The organism is Streptomyces sp. NPDC057616, assembly GCF_042800575.1.
Taxonomy (GTDB): domain Bacteria; phylum Actinomycetota; class Actinomycetes; order Streptomycetales; family Streptomycetaceae; genus Streptomyces.
Window position 1 is genome coordinate 84,334 of record NZ_JBHVGU010000025.1, and the last position, 18,461, is coordinate 102,794.

General features: G+C 72.6%; 17 protein-coding genes and 1 pseudogene. 9 read left to right on the forward strand and 9 right to left on the reverse strand.

The genetic code is table 11. The features are described from left to right. Positions 1–103 precede the first annotated feature (103 nt). Together ACFU97_RS28980 and ACFU97_RS28985 are read left to right on the forward strand one after the other, a co-directional pair. On the forward strand, positions 104–844 hold the full coding sequence (locus tag ACFU97_RS28980) for an ABC transporter ATP-binding protein (RefSeq protein ID WP_384262258.1): 741 nt from the start codon (positions 104–106) through the stop codon (positions 842–844). Then, positions 844–3,408 carry an FtsX-like permease family protein gene (locus tag ACFU97_RS28985; RefSeq protein WP_384262392.1) on the forward strand — a complete coding sequence of 855 codons (2,565 nt, stop codon included), beginning with the start codon at positions 844–846 and terminating at the stop codon, positions 3,406–3,408. Before ACFU97_RS28980 ends, ACFU97_RS28985 begins: the two co-directional genes overlap by 1 nt. Before the next feature lie 43 nt (positions 3,409–3,451). Here the strand turns inward: ACFU97_RS28985 and ACFU97_RS28990 are convergent, their stop codons facing one another. From ACFU97_RS28990 to ACFU97_RS29000, 3 genes and pseudogenes are all read right to left on the reverse strand, one after another. Continuing rightward, positions 3,452–3,973 carry a cupin domain-containing protein gene (locus ACFU97_RS28990; RefSeq protein ID WP_384262260.1) on the reverse strand — a complete coding sequence of 174 codons (522 nt, stop codon included), beginning with the start codon at positions 3,971–3,973 and terminating at the stop codon, positions 3,452–3,454. Positions 3,974–3,980: 7 nt separating this feature from the next. Continuing rightward, positions 3,981–5,195, reverse strand: coding sequence for a cytochrome P450 (locus tag ACFU97_RS28995; RefSeq protein WP_384262262.1), 1,215 nt, complete (start codon positions 5,193–5,195; stop codon positions 3,981–3,983). Positions 5,196–5,201: 6 nt separating this feature from the next. Further along, positions 5,202–6,275: pseudogene (locus ACFU97_RS29000) on the reverse strand (type III polyketide synthase); the annotation flags it as partial. Positions 6,276–6,452: 177 nt separating this feature from the next. On the opposite strand from ACFU97_RS29000, the gene ACFU97_RS29005 reads away from it, so the two are divergent. Continuing rightward, positions 6,453–7,112: a transcriptional regulator gene (locus ACFU97_RS29005; RefSeq protein WP_384262266.1), complete on the forward strand. Its 660-nt coding sequence runs from the start codon at positions 6,453–6,455 to the stop codon at positions 7,110–7,112. 3 nt (positions 7,113–7,115) lie between these two features. On the opposite strand, the gene ACFU97_RS29010 is transcribed toward ACFU97_RS29005, so the two are convergent. The 5 genes from ACFU97_RS29010 to ACFU97_RS29030 all read right to left on the reverse strand — a co-directional run bounded on the left by ACFU97_RS29010 (position 7,116) and on the right by ACFU97_RS29030 (position 11,846). Continuing rightward, a complete protein-coding gene (locus ACFU97_RS29010; protein WP_384262268.1) occupies positions 7,116–7,352 on the reverse strand; it encodes a DUF6213 family protein in 237 nt (78 codons plus the stop codon). A gap of 25 nt (positions 7,353–7,377) precedes the next feature. After that, on the reverse strand, positions 7,378–8,772 hold the full coding sequence (locus ACFU97_RS29015) for an NADP-dependent succinic semialdehyde dehydrogenase (RefSeq protein WP_384262270.1): 1,395 nt from the start codon (positions 8,770–8,772) through the stop codon (positions 7,378–7,380). Between the two features lie 78 nt (positions 8,773–8,850). Further along, positions 8,851–9,327: an NUDIX domain-containing protein gene (locus ACFU97_RS29020; RefSeq protein WP_384262273.1), complete on the reverse strand. Its 477-nt coding sequence runs from the start codon at positions 9,325–9,327 to the stop codon at positions 8,851–8,853. Continuing rightward, the gene (locus tag ACFU97_RS29025; RefSeq protein WP_384262275.1) at positions 9,324–10,862 is read right to left on the reverse strand and encodes an ATP-dependent DNA ligase; all 1,539 of its coding nucleotides are present in this window, start codon (positions 10,860–10,862) and stop codon (positions 9,324–9,326) included. Before ACFU97_RS29025 ends, ACFU97_RS29020 begins: the two co-directional genes overlap by 4 nt. A gap of 51 nt (positions 10,863–10,913) precedes the next feature. Continuing rightward, positions 10,914–11,846, reverse strand: coding sequence for an NAD(P)/FAD-dependent oxidoreductase (locus ACFU97_RS29030; protein ID WP_384262278.1), 933 nt, complete (start codon positions 11,844–11,846; stop codon positions 10,914–10,916). Between the two features lie 79 nt (positions 11,847–11,925). Here ACFU97_RS29030 and ACFU97_RS29035 point away from each other — a divergent pair, with 79 nt between their 5' ends. The 6 genes from ACFU97_RS29035 (at position 11,926) to ACFU97_RS29060 (ending at position 17,201) form a co-directional block, all read left to right on the forward strand. Further along, positions 11,926–12,519: a helix-turn-helix domain-containing protein gene (locus ACFU97_RS29035; protein ID WP_384262280.1), complete on the forward strand. Its 594-nt coding sequence runs from the start codon at positions 11,926–11,928 to the stop codon at positions 12,517–12,519. Between the two features lie 94 nt (positions 12,520–12,613). Next, a complete protein-coding gene (locus ACFU97_RS29040; protein WP_384262282.1) occupies positions 12,614–13,591 on the forward strand; it encodes an NADPH:quinone oxidoreductase family protein in 978 nt (325 codons plus the stop codon). Beyond that, a complete protein-coding gene (locus tag ACFU97_RS29045) occupies positions 13,588–14,769 on the forward strand; it encodes an acyl-CoA dehydrogenase family protein (protein ID WP_384262285.1) in 1,182 nt (393 codons plus the stop codon). Before ACFU97_RS29040 ends, ACFU97_RS29045 begins: the two co-directional genes overlap by 4 nt. Further along, positions 14,766–15,848: an acyl-CoA dehydrogenase family protein gene (locus ACFU97_RS29050; protein WP_384262287.1), complete on the forward strand. Its 1,083-nt coding sequence runs from the start codon at positions 14,766–14,768 to the stop codon at positions 15,846–15,848. Before ACFU97_RS29045 ends, ACFU97_RS29050 begins: the two co-directional genes overlap by 4 nt. Before the next feature lie 171 nt (positions 15,849–16,019). After that, positions 16,020–16,883, forward strand: coding sequence for a phosphatidylinositol-specific phospholipase C/glycerophosphodiester phosphodiesterase family protein (locus ACFU97_RS29055; RefSeq protein WP_384262290.1), 864 nt, complete (start codon positions 16,020–16,022; stop codon positions 16,881–16,883). Between the two features lie 123 nt (positions 16,884–17,006). Beyond that, positions 17,007–17,201 (forward strand): hypothetical protein, encoded by a 195-nt coding sequence (locus tag ACFU97_RS29060; RefSeq protein WP_384262292.1) that lies wholly within the window; start codon positions 17,007–17,009, stop codon positions 17,199–17,201. 3 nt (positions 17,202–17,204) lie between these two features. Here the strand turns inward: ACFU97_RS29060 and ACFU97_RS29065 are convergent, their stop codons facing one another. Continuing rightward, a complete protein-coding gene (locus tag ACFU97_RS29065) occupies positions 17,205–18,413 on the reverse strand; it encodes a phosphodiester glycosidase family protein (protein ID WP_384262295.1) in 1,209 nt (402 codons plus the stop codon). Positions 18,414–18,461 lie beyond the last annotated feature (48 nt).

Below are 18,461 nucleotides of genomic sequence, written 5' to 3' on the forward strand. Positions count from 1 at the left end.
CCGACCGGCCGAGACACCGGTTCGGCGGCACGGCCGAGGCCAAGTGCCGTCGGCGCCGGTGCACTTGAGGCATCAATCACGGACAGTCGCACGAGGAGTCACGGTGCTCGCAAGCCGGTACGCGGTCCACCTCACGGACGTGACCAAGCAGTACGGGGAGGGACCGGACGCCGTGCTGGCCCTGGACAAGGTCAGCGCGGGCATCGAGTCCGGCACCTTCACCGCGGTGATGGGGCCGTCGGGCTCCGGCAAGAGCACGTTCCTGCACTGCGCGGCCGGGCTCGACCGGCCCACGGCGGGCGAGGTGCGCCTCGGCGGCCAGGAGCTCTCGGCCCTCCGGGAGCGGCGGCTGACGGAGCTGCGCCGGACCCGGATCGGCTTCGTCTTCCAGGCGTTCAACCTGCTCCCGTCGCTCACCGTCGAACAGAACATCACCCTGCCGCTGCGGCTGGCCGGACGGCAGCCCGAGCCGGCCTGGCTGGAGCACATCGTCGGCGCCGTCGACCTGGGCGGGCGGCTCGGCCGCTTCCCCGCGCAGCTCTCCGGCGGGCAGCAGCAGCGGGTCGCGATCGCCCGCGCCCTGGTCACCCGGCCCGAAGTGATCTTCGCCGACGAGCCCACCGGAGCGCTCGACCCGGAGACCGCCCGGGACATCCTGGTCCTGCTGCGTCAGGCCGTCACCGATCTGCACCAGACGGTCGTGATGGTCACCCATGACCCGGTGGCCGCCGCCCACACCGACCAGGCGCTCTTCCTCAGCGCCGGACGCGTCGTCGACGGCCTGGTCGATCCCGGCGCCGACCGTGTCGCCGAGGTCATGTCGGGCCTGCGGAGGGCGGTGTGATGCTGACCCTCGCGCTGCGGACCCTGAAGGGCCGCAAGGGCGGTTTCGCCGGTACTTTCGTCGCCCTGCTGCTGGGCGCCGCCGTGCTCGGCGCCTGCGGCGTCCTGCTGGAGTCGGGCATCCGGGCCGGTTCCACCGCCGAGCGGTACGCGGCCGCCGACGCCGTCGTCACGGGCCGGCAGGAGGTCGAGCTGACGCTCAAGGACCTGGACGGCTCGACCCTCCACGAGTCGCAGCCGTTGCCCGAACGCGTCCCTCTGGAAAGCTCGTTGGCCGCCCGGCTCGGCCGGGTCGACGGCGTCCGTACGGTGATCGAGGACGACTCGGCGGCCGTACGCCTGGCGGACGTCCACGGCAGGCCCGTGACGGGCCGCCACGGCACGGCACTCGAGGCCCACAACTGGTCCGGTCTGCGCCTCGGCGGCTTCCGCCTCACCCAGGGCCGCGCACCGCGCACGGCCGGCGAGGTCGTGCTGGACTCCGAACTCGCCGGACGCGCGGGCGTGCGCCCCGGCGACGAGGTCCGCCTGATGGCCACGTCCGTGCCGCGCACCTACACCGTCGCCGGAACCGTCGCACTCGACGGCGGACGGGCCCCGCGCCGGTCCGTGGCCTTCCTGGCGGATGCGGCCCTACGTCAACTCGGGCCCTCAGTAGACGCGTTCGGCATCCTCACCGACCCCGGCACCTCGCCCGGACGGACGGCCGAGGCGATCCGGGCCGCACTCGACGACGACCGGCTCAGCGTGCGCACGGGCGACGGGCGCGGCCGTGCGGAGTTCCTCGATGTCGTCGTCAGCGGCTCCAACCTGGTCGTGCTGGCCGCGGCCGTCGGCGGCAACGTCCTGCTCATCGCCGTCTTCGTGCTCTACGCCACCACGTCGCTGTCCGTCCGCCACCGCCGCCGCGAGATCGCCCTGCTGCGCGCGATCGGCACCACGCCCGGCCAGATCCGGCGCATGCTCGCGGCCGAGGCGGCCGTCACCGCACTCGTCGCCGGGGTGCTGGGCGCTCCGCTCGGGCTGGTCCTCGTGCTCTGGCTGCGCGACCGGTTCGCCGGGCACGGCATCGTGCCGCCCGACTTCCCGCTCGCCGTCAGCCCGTTGCCGTTCCTCGCCGCGATCCTGGTGACCGTGCTGACGGCCCTGGCCGCCGTGCTGGCGTCCGCCCTGCGCGCGACCCGGATCCGGCCGACCGAGGCGCTCGGCGAGGCCGCCGTGGAGCCCGCCGGTCTCGGCCGGGGGCGCAGGATCACCGGCTGGGTGCTGCTGGCGCTCGCGGCCGGGACCTTCGTCACCGGCCTGGTGCAGCACGCCGACTTCTTCACCCTGGTCGGACTCGCCAACTCCCTCGTGCTCATCCTGGTGATCGCCACCGCCGTCCTCGGCCCCCTGCTCTCCCGTGCGGCCGTACGGCTGCTGGCGCCCCTGCTCGATCGGACCGGCGTCACCGGCTACCTCGCGGCCGCCAACACCCGTGCCAACGTGGGCCGGCTGGCCGGCGCGATCACCCCGCTCGTGCTCGCCGTCTCCTTCGCCTCGACCGTCGTCTTCACCCAGACCACGGCGCTGCGGGAGTCCTCCGACCAGGTGCGGGCCGGCATGGTCGCCGACCATGTGCTGACCGCGCCCGGCGGGGTGTCGCCCGACCTGGCCGCGAAGGTGCGGGAGCTGCGGCAGGTGCGGTCGGCCACCGGACTGGTGAAGTCCAAGGTCGTCGGCGCGGGCCGGCTCCTCGGCGGCCAGGAGGCCGTCTCGCTCGGCGCGCAGGGCGTGGACCCCGCCGCGCTCGGCACCACCCTCGACCTGCACGCCCGAAGCGGCGACCTGTCGAAGCTGTCGCCCCGCACCCTGGCGATCAGCACCACCGCGGCCTCCTGGCTCGGCCTCGGCGTCGGCGACACCGCCCGCCTCCACCTCGGCGACGGCACCCCGTTCCGGGGCAAGGTGATCGCCGTGTACACCCGGGGCTTCGGCTTCGCGGACGTCACCCTGGACCACGACCTCCTGCTCGCCCACACCACCCGCAAGGCCGACGAGTCCGTCCTGGTCCGCTCCGCCCCCGCCGCGCACGGCCTCACCCGGGCCCTGTCGGGTCTCGCGGCGGCCTACCCCGGCACGGTGCTCCGCGACGGCCTCGCCGCCGACGACCAGCTGGCGGAGCAGCGCGCCAACGCCTGGGTCAACTACCTGGTGGTGGGCCTGATCATCGCCTACACGGCGATCACCGTCGTCAACACCCTCGCGATGGCGACGGCCGCCCGCCGCCGGGAGTTCGCGCTGCTGCGGCTCTCCGGCACCGCGCGCCGTCAGGTCGCCGGCATGATGCGCAGGGAGAGCGCCGTCGTCGTGCTGTCCGGGGTGGGGCTGGGCACCGTGCTGGCCGTCTTCCCCCTGACCCTCGTCGCCGTCGGCCTGGGCGGCACCCCGTGGCCGTCCGTGCCGGGCCTCGGCTACCTGGCGATCGCGGGTGTCACCGCGGTCCTGGCCACCGCGGGCACGATGGTGCCGACCCGGGTGCTGCTGCGCCTCCGCCCGGTCGAGGCGATCGGGGCCAGGGAGTGAACACGGCGCAGCCCAGGCGGAGTTCACCACCGCAGCCGGGGACTCACCGGTGCCGTAGGGGAGTCAGCTGCTCGATGTCGTAGCGGGAGCGGAGTTCCTCGATCGCCGCGTGGTCAGGCGGGCCTCCGTTGCCGAGGATCTCCAGGAGTTCCTCGAAGTAGCGTTCGTGGTCCGGGGGCGGGGACGCCTGGAAGAACATCTTCGCGGGGGTGTCCGTCGGGTTGGCGAACGCGTGCGGGCAGCCCGGCGGTACGACGATGAGCGTGCCGGGCGTCGCGCGCACCACCCGGCCGCCCGAACCGGACTCCCACCTCTGCCAGTTGTCGGGGGTGCGGACGCGGGGCTCGAAGGCGAGGACGTCCAGCTCGCCGTCGAGGACGTAGAACAGCTCCTCGCTGCGGGTGTGCACATGGGCTCCGACGTCGAAGCCGGGCGGGACCTCCACCTCGAAGGTGGAGGCGGTGCGTGAGTGGGTGCCGGTGACCTTGAAGGTCACGCGCTGGGCGGGGGTCTGGACGACCCTGCCGTGGCCGGGCGGCACCAGCAGGCCCTCCGTGGCGGTCACCGGAGCGTCACCACGTGACCGGCAGGGCCTCGGGACCGCGGATCAACGCGCCCTTCTTGAAGGGCACTTGATCCGGCGGCACGGCCAGCCTCAGGCCCGGCACCCGGTCCAGCAGCGCGTCGACCAGCAGCTCGGACTCCAGGCGCGCCAGCATGTTGCCGGGGCAGAAGTGCGGGCCGAAGCCGAAGGACACATGCGGGTTCGGGCTGCGCGCGAAGTCGATCGTGTCCGGGTCGGGGAAGACCTCCGGATCGCGGTTGGCGGCCAGGTAGGAGACGTAGACCGGGTCGCCCGCCCGGATCCGCACGCCCTTGATGTCCACGTCCTCCAGGGCGATGCGCGACAGGCCGACCGCGTTGCGGTGCGGGATGTAGCGCAGCATCTCGTCGATGGCCCGCGGGCGGATCTCCGGTTCGGCGCGCAGCCGTTCGGCCAGCTCCGGCCGGGTCAGCAGGAGGTAGAACATCTGGCCGCTGTTGTTGGTGACCGCCTCGCCGCCGATCTGCAGCAGCACGGCGAGACCGACGGCCTCCTGCGAGGTGATCTCGCCGCGCCCCACCGCGGCGCCGAGCAGGGAGGTGACGTCATGGCCGGTGGAGCCCTCCCGCAGGCCGATGAGGTCGGCGAAGTACGCGCCCATCTCGTGCTTGGCCTTCTCGCTGACCTGCGCGCCGTGCGCGGAGGACAGGATGAGCTGGGTCCAGGTGTGCATGCTGTGCCGGTCGGCCGCCGGCACCCCCATCAGCTCGCAGATCACCGCGATCGGGAACGGGCTGAGGACGGTCGCGGTGAGGTCGGTGGGCGGGCCGTCCTGGAGCAGCTCGTCCACCAGCTCGTCGAGCAGCAGCCGTGAGCGGCCGCGGATCCGTTCCACGCCCTTCGCCGTGAAGGCGGCGGCCACCGAGCGGCGCAGCCGCGTGTGGTCAGGCGGGTCGAGGAAGCCGACCGCACCGCGTTCGGGGATGAAGTGCGGGGCGAGCCGGGTGACCGGCTGGTCCATCACCGCCTCACGGCCGAAGCGCGGGTCGTTGGTCACCGTGCGGACGTCGTCCAGACGCGTGACCAGCCAGGCCCAGCCCTCGCCGTTGGGCAGCTTGATGCGGGTGACGGGGCCCTCGGCCATCAGCTCGGTCAGCACCGGGTCGAAGTCCAGGCCGGTCAGGTCCAGCGCCGGCCAGTGCCGGACCGGGGGCACGGCCTCGGTGAGCGTCTCTTCGGTCATGCCGGTTCACTCCGTCCCTTCGCCCGGGCGGTGCCAGCGGCCCAGGGCCATCTCCGCGGTGATGCCGGGGCCGAACCCGGCCAGCAGCCCGCGCGCCCGGTGCTGGGCGCCGCCCTCGTCGAAGAGCCGGCGCAGCGCGTCGAGGACGACGGCGCTGGCGATGTTGCCGTACTCGGTGAGCGTGGCCCGGCTGAACCGGAAGGCGTGCGGATCGACCTGGAGGAACTTGCTGAGGTCGTCCAGAATCCGCGGGCCGCCCGCGTGGATGATGTAGAAGTCCAGGTCGGAGGCGTCCCAGCCGTGCCTCCCGGCCAGTTCCTGCAGCGCCGGGGCGAGCGGTTCCATGGTGCCCGGCACCCGCTTGTCCAGCAGGAAGTGGAAGCCGGTGGCCCGGACGTCGTACATGATCCATTCCTCGGTCTTGGGGATCAGGTACGAGCCGTTGCGCTCCAGTTCGATGCCCTCGCCGCCCCGGCCGCGCACCACCGCGGCCGCGATCCCGTCGCCGAACAGGCCGTTGGAGAGCAGCGATCCGATGCCCAGGTCGGTGGGCTGGTAGCACAGCGAGCAGAACTCGCAGGCGACGATCAGCACGTTCGCGTCCGGGTAGGCGCAGCAGAAGTCGTGCGCCCGGTTGATCGCCGCGCCGCCCGCCGCGCAGCCCAGCTGGGCTATGGGTATCTGGCGGGTGGTGCTGTCGAAGTCCATCGAGTTGATCAGCCAGGCCGTGAGCGAGGGCATCATGAAGCCCGTGCACGACACGTAGACGATCACGTCGATGTCGGTGGTGAGCAGTTCGGCCTCGTCGAGCGCCCGCTGGACGACGGCGGGCACCCGGGCCTTGGCCTCGTACTCGTAGACCTTGTTGCGCTCCTCGAAGCCCGGGTGCTTCAGTGTCTCTTCGATGGGCTGCACGATGTGCCGGGTGCGCACACCGGTGTTCTCGATCAGCCGGAGGGCCAGCGGCAGTTGTGGATGGTCGGTGTGGCGGGAGCGAGCGAGCTCCAGCGTCTCCTCCATCGTGATCACGTGCTCTGGTACGGACACCGAGGGTCTGCACAAAGTCGCCATGAACCGTGCCTGCTTTCGCCGTCCGGAAGGCTTGCGGCCCCCCGGTCAGAACGGTGGTTCACCTCTTGGGGTGGTTCACTCACGATCACCCGACGGGGCGACTATCTCGCGTCGGACTACTCCGAATCGGGGACCCCGTGCCAGGGTCGGACCGGCAGCCCCCCATCCGAGACCACGGAGGACGCGATGACGCGTACGGCCACGGAACTGCTGGAGACAGCGGCCAGGACACTGGCCCCGGATCCGCACGCCAACCCCCTCGTGCCGCTCATCGCCCGCGGCGGGGCCTCCCGCGACGTCCTCGCCACGCTGGCCCTGGAGCAGCGGTGGGTGATCCCGGCGGACCGCACGGCGTTCCTGCATCTGGCGCAACGCACCCAGGAGCCCGACGTCTCCGCCTTCTTCGAGACGCTCGCCGAGGGCGAGACGCTGGCCGGGGAGCGGCTGGAGTCGTTCGCGGCGGCCTGCGGTGTGGACGAGACCCGCACCCGCGCCTACGACCCGCTGCCCGGCTGCCAGGCATACCCGGCCTGCATCGCCTGGCTGGCCCTCAACGCCTCCCCGGCCGACGCGGTCGTGGCGATCACCGCCAACTTCTCCGCCTGGGGCGGGTATTGCGCCACCATCGCCACGGCCCTGCGCACCCACTACGGCTTCAAGCCCGAGGAGTGCGCCTTCTTCGACTTCTTCGCCGAACCGTCCCCGGAGCTGGACCTGAAGGCCACGGCGGCCGTCCAGGCGTCCCTGGACGCCGGCGGCGTCGACGAGGAACAGGCGTACCGCTACGGCCGTCTGCTGCAGAGTTACGAGTCCCTGTTCTGGACGACGCTGCTGCGGCTCAGCTGAGGGTTAGGGCGCACCCCCGCTGCTGTGCGCGATGCACGCCACGTCGATCCGGTCGGCCAGCTTGGCCAGCTCGATGGTCAACGCCGCGACCGTGTCCTCGTCGAGCCCACCCTCGCCGGACTCGACGAGATGCAGCCACCTGCCACCGACCGTCCGCAACAACTTGCTCACATCGGCGGCAGCCACCTGCAAGGTCCCGCGGTCGTCGACGATCAGAGGCAGAGTCACTTCGCGGTTCACAGACGGGATGTTAGCCGCGTAGCACTCACGCACCGTGCCAAACCGTGGTGATGTTGCAGAACTCCCGGATTCCGTGCCCGGACAGCTCACGCCCGTATCCGGACCGCTTGACGCCGCCGAACGGGAACGCCGGGTGCGAGGCGGTCATCCCGTTCAGGAAGACCCCGCCCGCCTCCAGATCCCGCACGAAACGGTCGATCTCGGCCTCGTCCCGCGTCCATACGTTCGAACTCAGCCCGAACGGCGAGTCGTTGGCGATCAGTACCGCCTCGTCCAGGTCGGCGGCCCGGTACAGCGTGGCGACCGGGCCGAACGCCTCCTCGCGGTGGATGCGCATCTCCCGGGTGATGTCGGCGAGGACGGTCGGCGGGTAGTACCAGCCGGGCAGTTCGGGCCGGCGCAGCCGGTGGCCGCCGCACAGCACCGTGGCGCCGCTGCGCCGCGCGTCGTCGACCAGCTCCTCCAGGTCGTCCCGGCCCTGCTCGCTGGAGAGCGGTCCGACCTCGGTGTCCTCCTCCATCGGGTCGCCGACCTTCAGCGCCTTCATGCCCGCCACGAACCGTTCGGCGAAGGCGTCGTAGACGTCCGTGTGGACGATGAAGCGCTTGGCGGCGATACAGGACTGGCCGTTGTTCTGCACGCGGGCGGTGATCGCGATCTCGGCGGCCCGGTCGACGTCGGCGGACGGCATGACGATGTACGGGTCGCTGCCGCCCAGCTCCAGCACCGTCTTCTTGACCATGTCCCCGGCGGTGGAGGCGACCGCGCGTCCGGCGGGCTCGCTGCCGGTGAGGGTGGCCGCCTTGACGCGCTCGTCGCGCAGGATCTCGTCGACGGCGCCGGAGCCGATCAGCAGGGTCTGGAAGCAGCCCTCGGGGTGGCCCGCGCGGTGGAAGAGGTCCTCCAGGAACAGGGCGGTCTGCGGGACGTTCGAGGCGTGCTTGAGCAGGCCCACGTTGCCCGCCATCAGCGCGGGCGCGGCGAACCGGACGACCTGCCACAGCGGGAAGTTCCACGGCATCACGGCGAGCACGGGGCCGAGCGGCCGGTAGCGGACCAGGACGCGGGAGGCGCCGGAGTCCTTCACGTCGAACTCCGCGGGCTCCTCGTCGGCGAGCAGCTGTTCGGCGTGGTCGGCGTACCAGCGCATCGCCTTGGCGCACTTGGCGGCCTCCGCGCGGGCCTGCTTGATCGGCTTGCCCATCTCGGTGGTCATCACGCGCGCGATGTCCTCGCCGCTCTCGTCGAGCAGGTCGGCGGCTTTGTGCATCAGGCGGGCGCGCTCGGCGAACGTCGTCGTGCGGTACGTGCGGAACGTCGCCTCCGCGAGCTGGAGCCGGCGCTCGAGTTCCTCCTCGCCCATGGCTTCGTACGTCTTGAGCGTCTCGCCGTTGGCCGGGTTCACCGTCGCGATGGGCATGGCTGACCTCCTAAGGGCGGGCTTGCATCGACCTTCCCGCGCGCCGCCGCCGACCGCAACGCGTGGGCGGCTGTGCGGTTACCGCGCACTTTCCGAGTGCTCGGCGAGCCGGTCGAGAAACGCGCTCTGCGCCGTGACGATCACCTCGCGCGCGCCGTCCAGGCCGAACCAGGCCACCCGGTCCAGCTCCGGGAACTCCTGCGTCCTGCCGGAGCGCGGCGGCCACTCCATGGCGAACGTGCCGGGGGTGATCGACGCCGGGTCCAGGTCCGCCCGGACCGCCCAGGCCGTCACCGTCTTCCCGCCGGACTGGCGGACCTCGCCCAGCTCCACCGGCGTGCCGTCGGGCGGCGGCAGTCCGAGCTCCTCCTGGAACTCGCGCCGGGCCGCGTGCCAGGCGGTCTCCTCCTCGGGCAGGTACTCGCCCTTGGGTACGGTCCAGGCCCCGGCGTCGCGCTTGGCGAAGAAGGGGCCGCCCATGTGGCCGAGCAGCACCTCGAGGCCGGCGCCGGTGTGCCGGTACAGCAGCAGGCCCGCGCTGTGCCTGCCGCTCACGGCTTCACCTCCGGGTGCGCGGCCAGCAGCGTCTCGACCGTGTCCGCCTCCTCGGGGCGCTTGTCCTCGCGGTAGCGGATCACGCGGGCGAAGCGCAGGGTGACGCCGGCCGGGTAGCGGGTGGATTTCTGGAGGCCGTCGTAGGCGATCTCGACGACGAGTTCGGGGCGTACGGTCACCACGTAGCCGCTGCTGTCGACGGCCAGTTCCTGGAGGCGTTCGGTCTGCCAGGTGAGCATCGCGTCGGTCATGCCCTTGAAGGTCTTGCCGAGCATGGCGAACGAGCCGTCGGCGGTGCGGGCGCCGAGGTGGAGATTGGATAGCTTGCCGGTACGGCGGCCGTGGCCCCACTCGGCGGCCAGCACGACCAGGTCCAGGGTGTGCACGGGCTTGACCTTCAGCCAGGACGCGCCGCGCCGGCCCGCGCTGTAGGGGGCGTCGAGTCCCTTCACGACGACGCCCTCGTGGCCGCGCTCCAGCGTCGCGGCGAGGAAGCCGTCCGCCGCGGCCACGTCGTCGGGGCCGGAGACCAGGGTGCGCCGCACCCGCATCGGCTCGGGGACCAGCCGGGCCAGTTCGGCGTGCCGCTCGGCGAAGGGCAGGTCGAGCAGGTCGCGGTCGTCGACGGAGAGCGCGTCGAAGAAGACGGGGGAGACGGGCACGGTCTCGGCGGCCGTCGCCACGTCCACGCGGGAGCCGACCCGCCCGGCCGTCTCCTGGAAGGAGCGCGGCCGCCCGTCCGGTCCGAAGGAGAGCACCTCACCGTCCAGGATGAACCGCGGCTCGGCCAACTCCAGTGCGGAGGCGGTGACTTCGGGCAGCCGGTCGGTGATGTCGTCGAGGGTGCGGGTGTAGATCCGCACGGCGTCGCCGTCCCGGTGGACCTGGACGCGGATGCCGTCCAGCTTCTCCTCGACGGCGCAGGCGCCGAGCTTGCCGACCGCCTCGGCGACCGACGAGGCGCTGTGCGCGAGCATCGGCAGGACCGGGCGGCCGACGGTGAGCCGGAAGCGGTCGAGGGCCGCCGGGCCGTCGGCGAGCAGCGCCTGCGCCACCGACTGGAGGGAGCCCGCGAGCATCACCGCCCGGCGCACGTCGGCGGCCGGCGCCTCGGTCGCCTGCGCCAGTCCTTCCACGGCGACGGCGTCCAGGGCGCCCTGGCGCACCTCGCCGGTCAGCAGCCCGAACAGGAACCGCTGTTCCTCCTCGGTGGCCGCGCCCAGCAACTCCCCGACCAGCCTGGCCCGTTCGGCCTGCGAGCCGGCGCCGGAGACCTTGCCCAGACCGGTGAGCAGGGCGTCCACCTCGCGCACGGTGAGCGAGGGCTCGGCGGCGGGTTCGACCGGGCGGCTCAGCACCTTCCAGCCGACGCCGATCCGCCCCTGCGGCAGCCGTCCCGCCAGATAGGGGATGACGATCGGGACGTCGTCCGCCTCGGCGTCCCGGAACAGCTCGGCGAGCAGGGCGATCTTCCGGGACCGCGCCGAGGTGGCGGCGACCTCCTGGGACACCTGGGCCAGACGGGCTAGCAGCATGCAGTCATCCTGCAACGGAGGCGGCCGCTCCACACCCGCACGGCGGCGCCTCTACACCCCGGACTTCGCGTCGAGGTCGGCCATCAGCAGCTCGCCGTTGATCGTCGCGCCCGCGCGGTAGCCGCGGCTGGCCGCGTTGACGACCTGCTCGGCGAAGCCGGAGGCGTTGCCGGCGGCCCAGACGCCGGGCACGGTCGTCAGGCCGGTCGGGTCGATGACGGGGTACGCGCCGAACGGGGTCTCGCGCATCTCGGCGCCCAGCCGCCGGAGGAGGTCCGTCTGCGGGACGGCACGCGGTGCGGTGAACACGACCTCGCAGGCGTGCGTCGTCCCGTCCACGAGGCGTACGCCGGCCAGCCGGTCGTCCTGGACCACCAGCTCCGCGACCTCGCCGGGGACCACCTTCACCCCGGCCGCCGCGAGCCTGCGCAGGTCGTCGTCCGACAGCTCCTTCTCGGCGACGGTGTGCAGGAAGAACGTCACGTCCTTGGACCACTGCGACACCATGAGCGCCTGGTGCACGCTCATCGCCGTCGTGGCGAGCACGCCGAAGGCCCGGTCGCGGACCTCCCAGCCGTGGCAGTACGGGCAGTGCAGCACGTCCCGGCCGAACCGCTCGGCCACTCCCGGCACGTCCGGCAGCTCGTCCCGCAGACCGGTGGCGACCACCAGCCGCCTTCCGTGGACGGCCCGCCCGCTCTCGAGGAAGACGTCGAAGCCCTGGGTGGCGTCCACCACCCGATCCCGTACCAGTTCCACCCCGTAGCGCGCGATCTCCTCGCGGCCGATCGCCAGGAACTCCGCGGGCGGCATGCCGTCCCGGGAGAGGAAGCCCTGCATATGGGCGGCGGGCGCGTTGCGCGGCTCGCCCGCGTCGACGACGAGGGTGCGGCGCCGGGCGCGGCCCAGGACCAGGGCGGCGGAGAGCCCCGCCGCCCCGCCGCCGACGACGATCACTTCGTACTTCTCGGTCCTCTGCGTCATGGGTGACCACCTCCGGGTACGACGGTTGCGCCATCGCTGCCGCATTGACAAACACGTTTGCCGAAACTGCAATGAATCCATGACTGACGACACGGAAGAGGTACTCGCGGAGGTCGGGCCCCGGCTGCGCCGGATCCGCAAGGAGCGGGGTGCGACGCTCGCCGGGCTGTCGGCGGCGACCGGAATCTCGGTGAGTACGCTCTCGCGGCTGGAGTCCGGGCTGCGCAAGCCCAGTCTGGAGCTGCTGCTGCCGATCGCGCGGGCGCACCAGGTGCCGCTGGACGAACTGGTCGGCGCTCCGGCCGCGGGTGATCCGCGGGTGCGGTCCGAACCGATCGTGCGCTACGGCCGCACCCACTGGCCGCTGACCCGCCAGCCCGGCGGCCTGCAGGCCTTCAAGGTGCTGGAGCCGCAACGGCGCCTGGAACCCGAGCCGCGCGTCCACGAGGGCTACGAGTGGCTGTACGTCCTGTCCGGGCGGCTGCGGCTGGTGCTGGGGGACCATGACGTCGTCCTGACCGCGGGGGAGGCCGCGGAGTTCGACACGCGGGTACCGCACTGGTTCGGCTCCACGGGCGAGGGGCCGGTGGAGTTCCTGAGCCTGTTCGGGCCGCAGGGCGAGCGGATGCACGTGCGGGCGCGGCCGAAGCAGGGACGTGGCGAAAGCGACTGACGTCGGCGGTTCCCAGAGTGGCAAGCGACCGCTTAGTATGCGAATGACCCCGGTCAGACTCCGGCCAGACGAAGCAGTCCCGTGGAGGCACCGCATGCAGGCATGGCAAGTGCACGAGAACGGCGAGCCGAGCGAGGTGATGCGGCTCGCGGAGGTGGAGCGGCCCACGCCCGGCGACGGCCAGGTGCTGCTGAAGGTGCGTGCCGCGAACATCAACTTCCCGGACGTGCTGATGTGCCGGGGCCACTACCAGGTGCGCCCGCCGCTGCCGTTCACCCCGGGCGTGGAGATCTGCGGCGAGACCGAGGACGGCCGCCGCGTGCTCGCCAACCCCGCGCTGCCGTACGGCGGTTTCGCCGAGTACGCCGTCGCGGACGCCGCCGCCCTGCTGCCCGCGCCGGACGCGCTGGACGACGCCGAGGCCGCCGCCCTGCACATCGGCTACCAGACGGGCTGGTTCGGTCTGCACCGCCGCGCCCACCTGGAGGCCGGCGAGACGCTGCTCGTCCACGCTGCCGCGGGAGGGGTCGGCAGCGCGGCCGTGCAGCTCGGCAAGGCGGCCGGGGCCAGGGTCATCGGCGTCGTCGGCGGGGCGGACAAGGCCGCGGTCGCCCGCGAGCTGGGCTGCGACGTGGTGATCGACCGCAAGAACGAGGACGTCATCGCCGCGGTGAAGGAGGCGACCGGCGGCCGGGGCGCGGACGTGATCTACGACCCCGTGGGCGGCGAGGCCTACACCCAGTCCACCAAGGTCGTCGCCTTCGAGGGCCGGATCGTGGTCGTCGGCTTCGCGAGCGGCACGATCCCGAGCCCTGGGCTCAACCACGCCCTGGTGAAGAACTACTCGATCCTCGGCCTGCACTGGGGCCTGTACGGCACCAAGAACCCGAAGCTGATCCTGCACTGCCACGAGCAGCTCACCGAGCTCGCCGACCGCGGCGCGATCAAGCCGCTGGTCAGCGAGCGCGTACCGCTGGACGGCGCCGCCGCCGCGGTGCAGCGCGTCGGCGACGGGGTGACCACCGGCCGCGTGGCCGTCGTACCGTCCCTGGCGAACGGAGCAGCGGCATGACCGACGCAGCCGAACTCAGGCGCCGCACGGCCGAGTTGCTGGCCGCGCATCCGCCGGCCACGACCGACCGCCTGGATTTCCTCAAGGCCCGCTTCGACGCCGGGCTCTCCTGGGTGCACTACCCCGAGGGCCTCGGTGGCCTCGACGCGCCCCGCTCCCTGCAGGCCGTCGTGGACGCGGAGCTGGAGGCCGCCGGCGCCCCCGACAACGACCCGCGCCGCAACGGCATCGGGCTCGGCATGGCCGCCCCGACCATCCTCAAGTACGGCACCGAGGAGCAGAAGCAGCGCTATCTGCGCCCGCTGTGGATCGGCGAGGAGGTCTGGTGCCAGCTGTTCAGCGAGCCCGGCGCCGGCTCCGACCTCGCGGCGCTCGGCACCCGCGCGGTCCGGGAGGGCGACGACTGGGTCGTCAACGGGCAGAAGGTGTGGACGTCCGGCGCGCACAACGCCCGCTGGGCCATCCTCATCGCCCGCACCGACCCGGACGTGCCCAAGCACGCGGGCATCACGTACTTCGTCTGCGACATGACCGACCCCGGCGTCGAGGTCCGCCCGCTGCGGCAGATCACCGGCGAGGCCGAGTTCAACGAGGTCTTCCTGACCGACGTGCGCATCCCCGACTCCCGCCGCCTCGGCGCGGTCGGCGACGGCTGGCGGGTCGCCCAGACCACCCTGAACAACGAGCGCGTCGCCATCGGCGGCATGCGGCTGCCCCGCGAGGGCGGCATGATCGGGCCGGTCGCCAAAACCTGGCGCGAACGGCCGGAACTGCGCACCCACGACCTGCACCAGCGGCTGCTGAAGCTGTGGGTGGAGGCCGAGGTCGCCCGGCTCACCGGCGAGCGCCTGCGCCAGCAGCTCGTCGCCGGCCAGCCCGGCCCCGAGGGCGCCGGCATGAAGCTCGCCTTCGCCCGCCTCAACCAGGAGATCAGCGGCCTGGAGGTCGAACTCCTCGACGAGGAGGGCCTGTTGTACGACGACTGGACCCTGCGCCGGCCCGAACTCGTGGACTTCACCGGCCGCGAGGCCGGCTACCGCTACCTGCGCGCCAAGGGCAACAGCATCGAGGGCGGGACCAGCGAGATCCTGCTGAACATCGTCGCCGAGCGCGTCCTGGGCCTGCCCGCCGAGCCGCGCACCGACAAGGACGTCGCCTGGAAGGACCTCGCCCGATGAGCACACAGCCCGACCTGCTGTACTCGGAAGAGGAGGAGGCGCTGCGGGCCGCCGTACGGGACCTGCTCGCCGACCACTGCGACGCGCCCGGCGTCATCGCGCGCACCGAGTCCGACGCCCCGCACGACCTGGCTGCCTGGAAGGCGCTCACCGACGGCATGGGCCTGGCCGGCCTGCTGGTGCCCGAGGCGCAGGGGGGTCAGGGCGCCACACACCGCGAAGTCGCCGTGGTTTTGGAGGAGTTGGGGCGCGCGGTCGCGCCCGTGCCCTATCTCTCCAGCGCCGTCGTGGCCACCGAGGCCCTGCTGGAGTGCGGGGACGAGGAGCTGCTGGGGCGGCTGGCCTCGGGCCGGACGGTCGGTGTGCTCGCGGTCGGGCTGCACCGCGCCCCCGGCACCGCCTTCTCCGCCGTACGGCTGCAGGACGGCGCCCTGCACGGGGAGTTGGCGGGCATCGCGGACGCGGTCGCCGCGGACGTGCTGCTGGTGCCGGCCGAGGACGGCGGTCTGTACGCGGTGGACGCGTCCGACGCGACCGTCACCCCGCAGGCGTCCCTCGACCTCACCCGGCCGCTCGCGACCGTCACGCTCGGCGGGGCCCGGGCGCGCCGGCTCGGTGCCGCCGAGCCCGCCGTCCGCCGCGCCCTGCGGGCCGGTGCCGGACTGCTCGCATCCGAGCAACTCGGCCTCGCAGACTGGGCGTTGACGGAGACCGTGCGCTATCTCAAGGAGCGCAAGCAGTTCAACCGGCCCGTCGGCGGGTTCCAGGCGCTCAAACACCGCCTCGCCCAGCTGTGGCTGGAGACCGTCAACCTCCGCGCCGCCGCCCGCAACGCGGCGGACGCGCTCGCCACCGGCGAGGACGTCAAGGTCGCGGTCGCCGTCGCGCAGGCCTACGCGGCGCCGGTCGCCGTGCACGCCGCCGAGGAGGCGCTCCAGCTGCACGCCGGCATCGGCATGACGTGGGAGCACCCGATCCACCTCTATCTCAAGCGGGCCAAGGCCGATTCGATCGCCTACGGTTCGGCCGGCGCCCACCGGTCCGCCGTGGCCGAACTCGTCGGTCTGCAAGCCCCCTGACCGAACGCCGGTGAAGCCCGCCCCACCTGGGGCGGGCTTTTGCGTGCGGCTGCCCGGAAGGAGTGAACAAGGGGCGGCAGTCCGGCCAACTCCTGCCATGTACAGGTTCATTGAGGGTCGATCCGTCCCATACTCCCTGTGGTTCCGACCCGCCCCACAGGGAGGCAGAACATGGCCCTCACCACCCGTCGCAGAGCCCTCGGCACGTTCGGTGCCGCACTCGCCGCCGTGCTCGCGCCGCCCGCCGGCAGCGCGTTCGCCGAAGGGGGCAAGCACCGGCCCCACCCGCTGTGGCGCGCCCACGCCCACAACGACTACGAGCACCCGCGCCCCCTCTTCGACGCCCTCGACCACCGCTTCGGCAGCGTCGAGGCCGACATCTTCCTCGTCGGCGACCAGCTGCTCATCGGGCACACCCCGGACGACCTGGACCCCACCCGCACCCTGGAGTCCCTCTACCTCGACCCGCTGGCCAGGATCGTCAAGGCCAACCACGGCTCCGTGTACCGCGGTTACCGCCGGCCCCTGCAGCTGCTCATCGACATCAAGACCGAGGGCTCGTCGACGTATCTCGAACTCGACCGCCATCTGAGGCGCTACCGGCACCTGTTCACGACGTACGCCCACGGGCGGGTGTACCCCGGGGCGGTCACCAACGTCATCTCCGGCGACCGCGCCGCCCGTACGCCGATGGAGGCCCAGACCGTGCGGCGCGCCTTCTACGACGGCCGGCTCACCGACCTCGGCACCGCGGCGCCCGCCTCCTTCGTCCCGCTGATCAGCGACAACTGGCAGCTCAACTTCACCTGGCTCGGCGAGGGAGCGTTCCCCGACGCCGAGCGGCAGAGGCTGCGGAGCATCGTCGGCCAGGCGCACGAGCGCGGGCAGGCGGTGCGCTTCTGGAACACGCCCGACCTGGCGGGCCCCGCCCGGGGCGCCCTGTGGGGCGAACTGCTCGCGGCCGGCGTCGACTACCTCAACACCGACGACCTGGCCGGACTCGAGGCGTTCCTGGACGCCCACCGGGCGGCCTGAGGATCCGTCCGGACACCACACGTTCGGCGGACAGGTCAGCCGTCCTGACGAACCCTCCGCTACGCCACACTTACGGCCGAACGCCGTGAACCGGACATGGCGGCGTGGCGGAGGAGGCCGACGATGGCGATTTCCATCTCTGTGGTGCTGCTGCTGACGATCCTTGCGGTGATCTTCGTGCGCAGCGGGGGACTGAAGTTCTCCCACGCGCTGGTGTGCGCGCTGCTCGGCTTCTATCTCGCGAGCACGAGCATCGCGCCCACCATCCACAGCGGTGTCACGGCGACGGCGGAGATCGTCAGCAGTCTGCGGCCGTGAGGGTCACGACCCGCTGAACACCCCGATGCCGTTGGGGACCGGGCGTTCCGCGTCCCCGGACGGGTGGTTGCGTACGGTCACCGAGCTCGCCCCGGGTGCGCGGGCGACCAGGGTCGTCGACCCGCCGCCGTCCAGGCTGAAGGCGTCGACCGAGCCCAACGACCGCATCGCGGCGGCCACTTCGGCGATCGTCAGGCCCTTGCGGTACTCGGGCGCCCCGTCCAGCGCGAGCAGGAACACCCGCCTGCCGCCGTCCGCGATGCCGACGGCCGTGCGGACGGCCGCGGTCGCGTCGTCGAGCCCGCCCAGCGGCTTCCCGCCCTTCAGGACCGGATAGCCGCCGAGCGCGAAGCTGTAGGGGATGCGGGAGTGGGCGGCGACCAGTCCGTGGGTGACCTTCACCGGCTCGCCCTTGAAGAACTTCCGCAGCCGCTGCGCGCCCGCCTCCCGGCCGACGAGGACCGTGGTGCCCTTGGCGATGGCTCCCGTGCCGGGGCTGTCGGACGCGGCGACGACCCGGCCGCCGCGGACCGTCACCTCGTAGGTGTCCGTACTGCAGGGGGCCGCGCGGTCGGAATCCGTGCCGCAGGTGGCGCGGACGCGGGAGACGCTGCCCCAGTCGGAGGTGAAGGCGCCGATCGCCCCCTCCGGCAGCGCGTACTGGTTGAACCCGCGAAGCGGCAGCCGTCCGGCGGGTGTGCGGATCGACCCGCTCAGGGTCATGTTGTCGAGGCGGGCCCGGTGGTCGGTGCCCACGCCGAGCACGTCCCGGGTGCTGGTGCCGGGCGGCAGTGCGGGCCCGAAGCGCTGGCCGTCCGGCACCGCGGCCTTGAGGACGTGCCCGTGCGCGACGGCCGGGCCGTCCGTCGAGCCCGTCGCCTCCACGCCCGGGTGCTGGGTCTCGGTGATGTTGAAGAAGTCGCCGTTGACGCCCGCGAGGGCGCCCTGGGTGTCGGCCAGCTGGGAGACGGGCGCCCTGGCGGCCACCGCTCCCGGGTAGAGCAGGCCGAGCCGTACGTGGTGGTTGCGCAGGTCGACGGTGACCACATGGGCGTGGGTTGGGCCCTTGGCGCCCTGGATGTCGAACTGGCGGTAGGTGACCCCCGGCGCGAGCCGGGTGGAGCTCTGCACGGCGCCGGCCGGTGCCGCCCCCACCAGGGCCGCACCGGCCAGCGCGCCGAATGCCGTGAGAAACGTCAGTGCGGATCTCACCGGCGTGCGAACCGGTCTGTCCGACCTGACTGCTGCGGAACGCCTCCG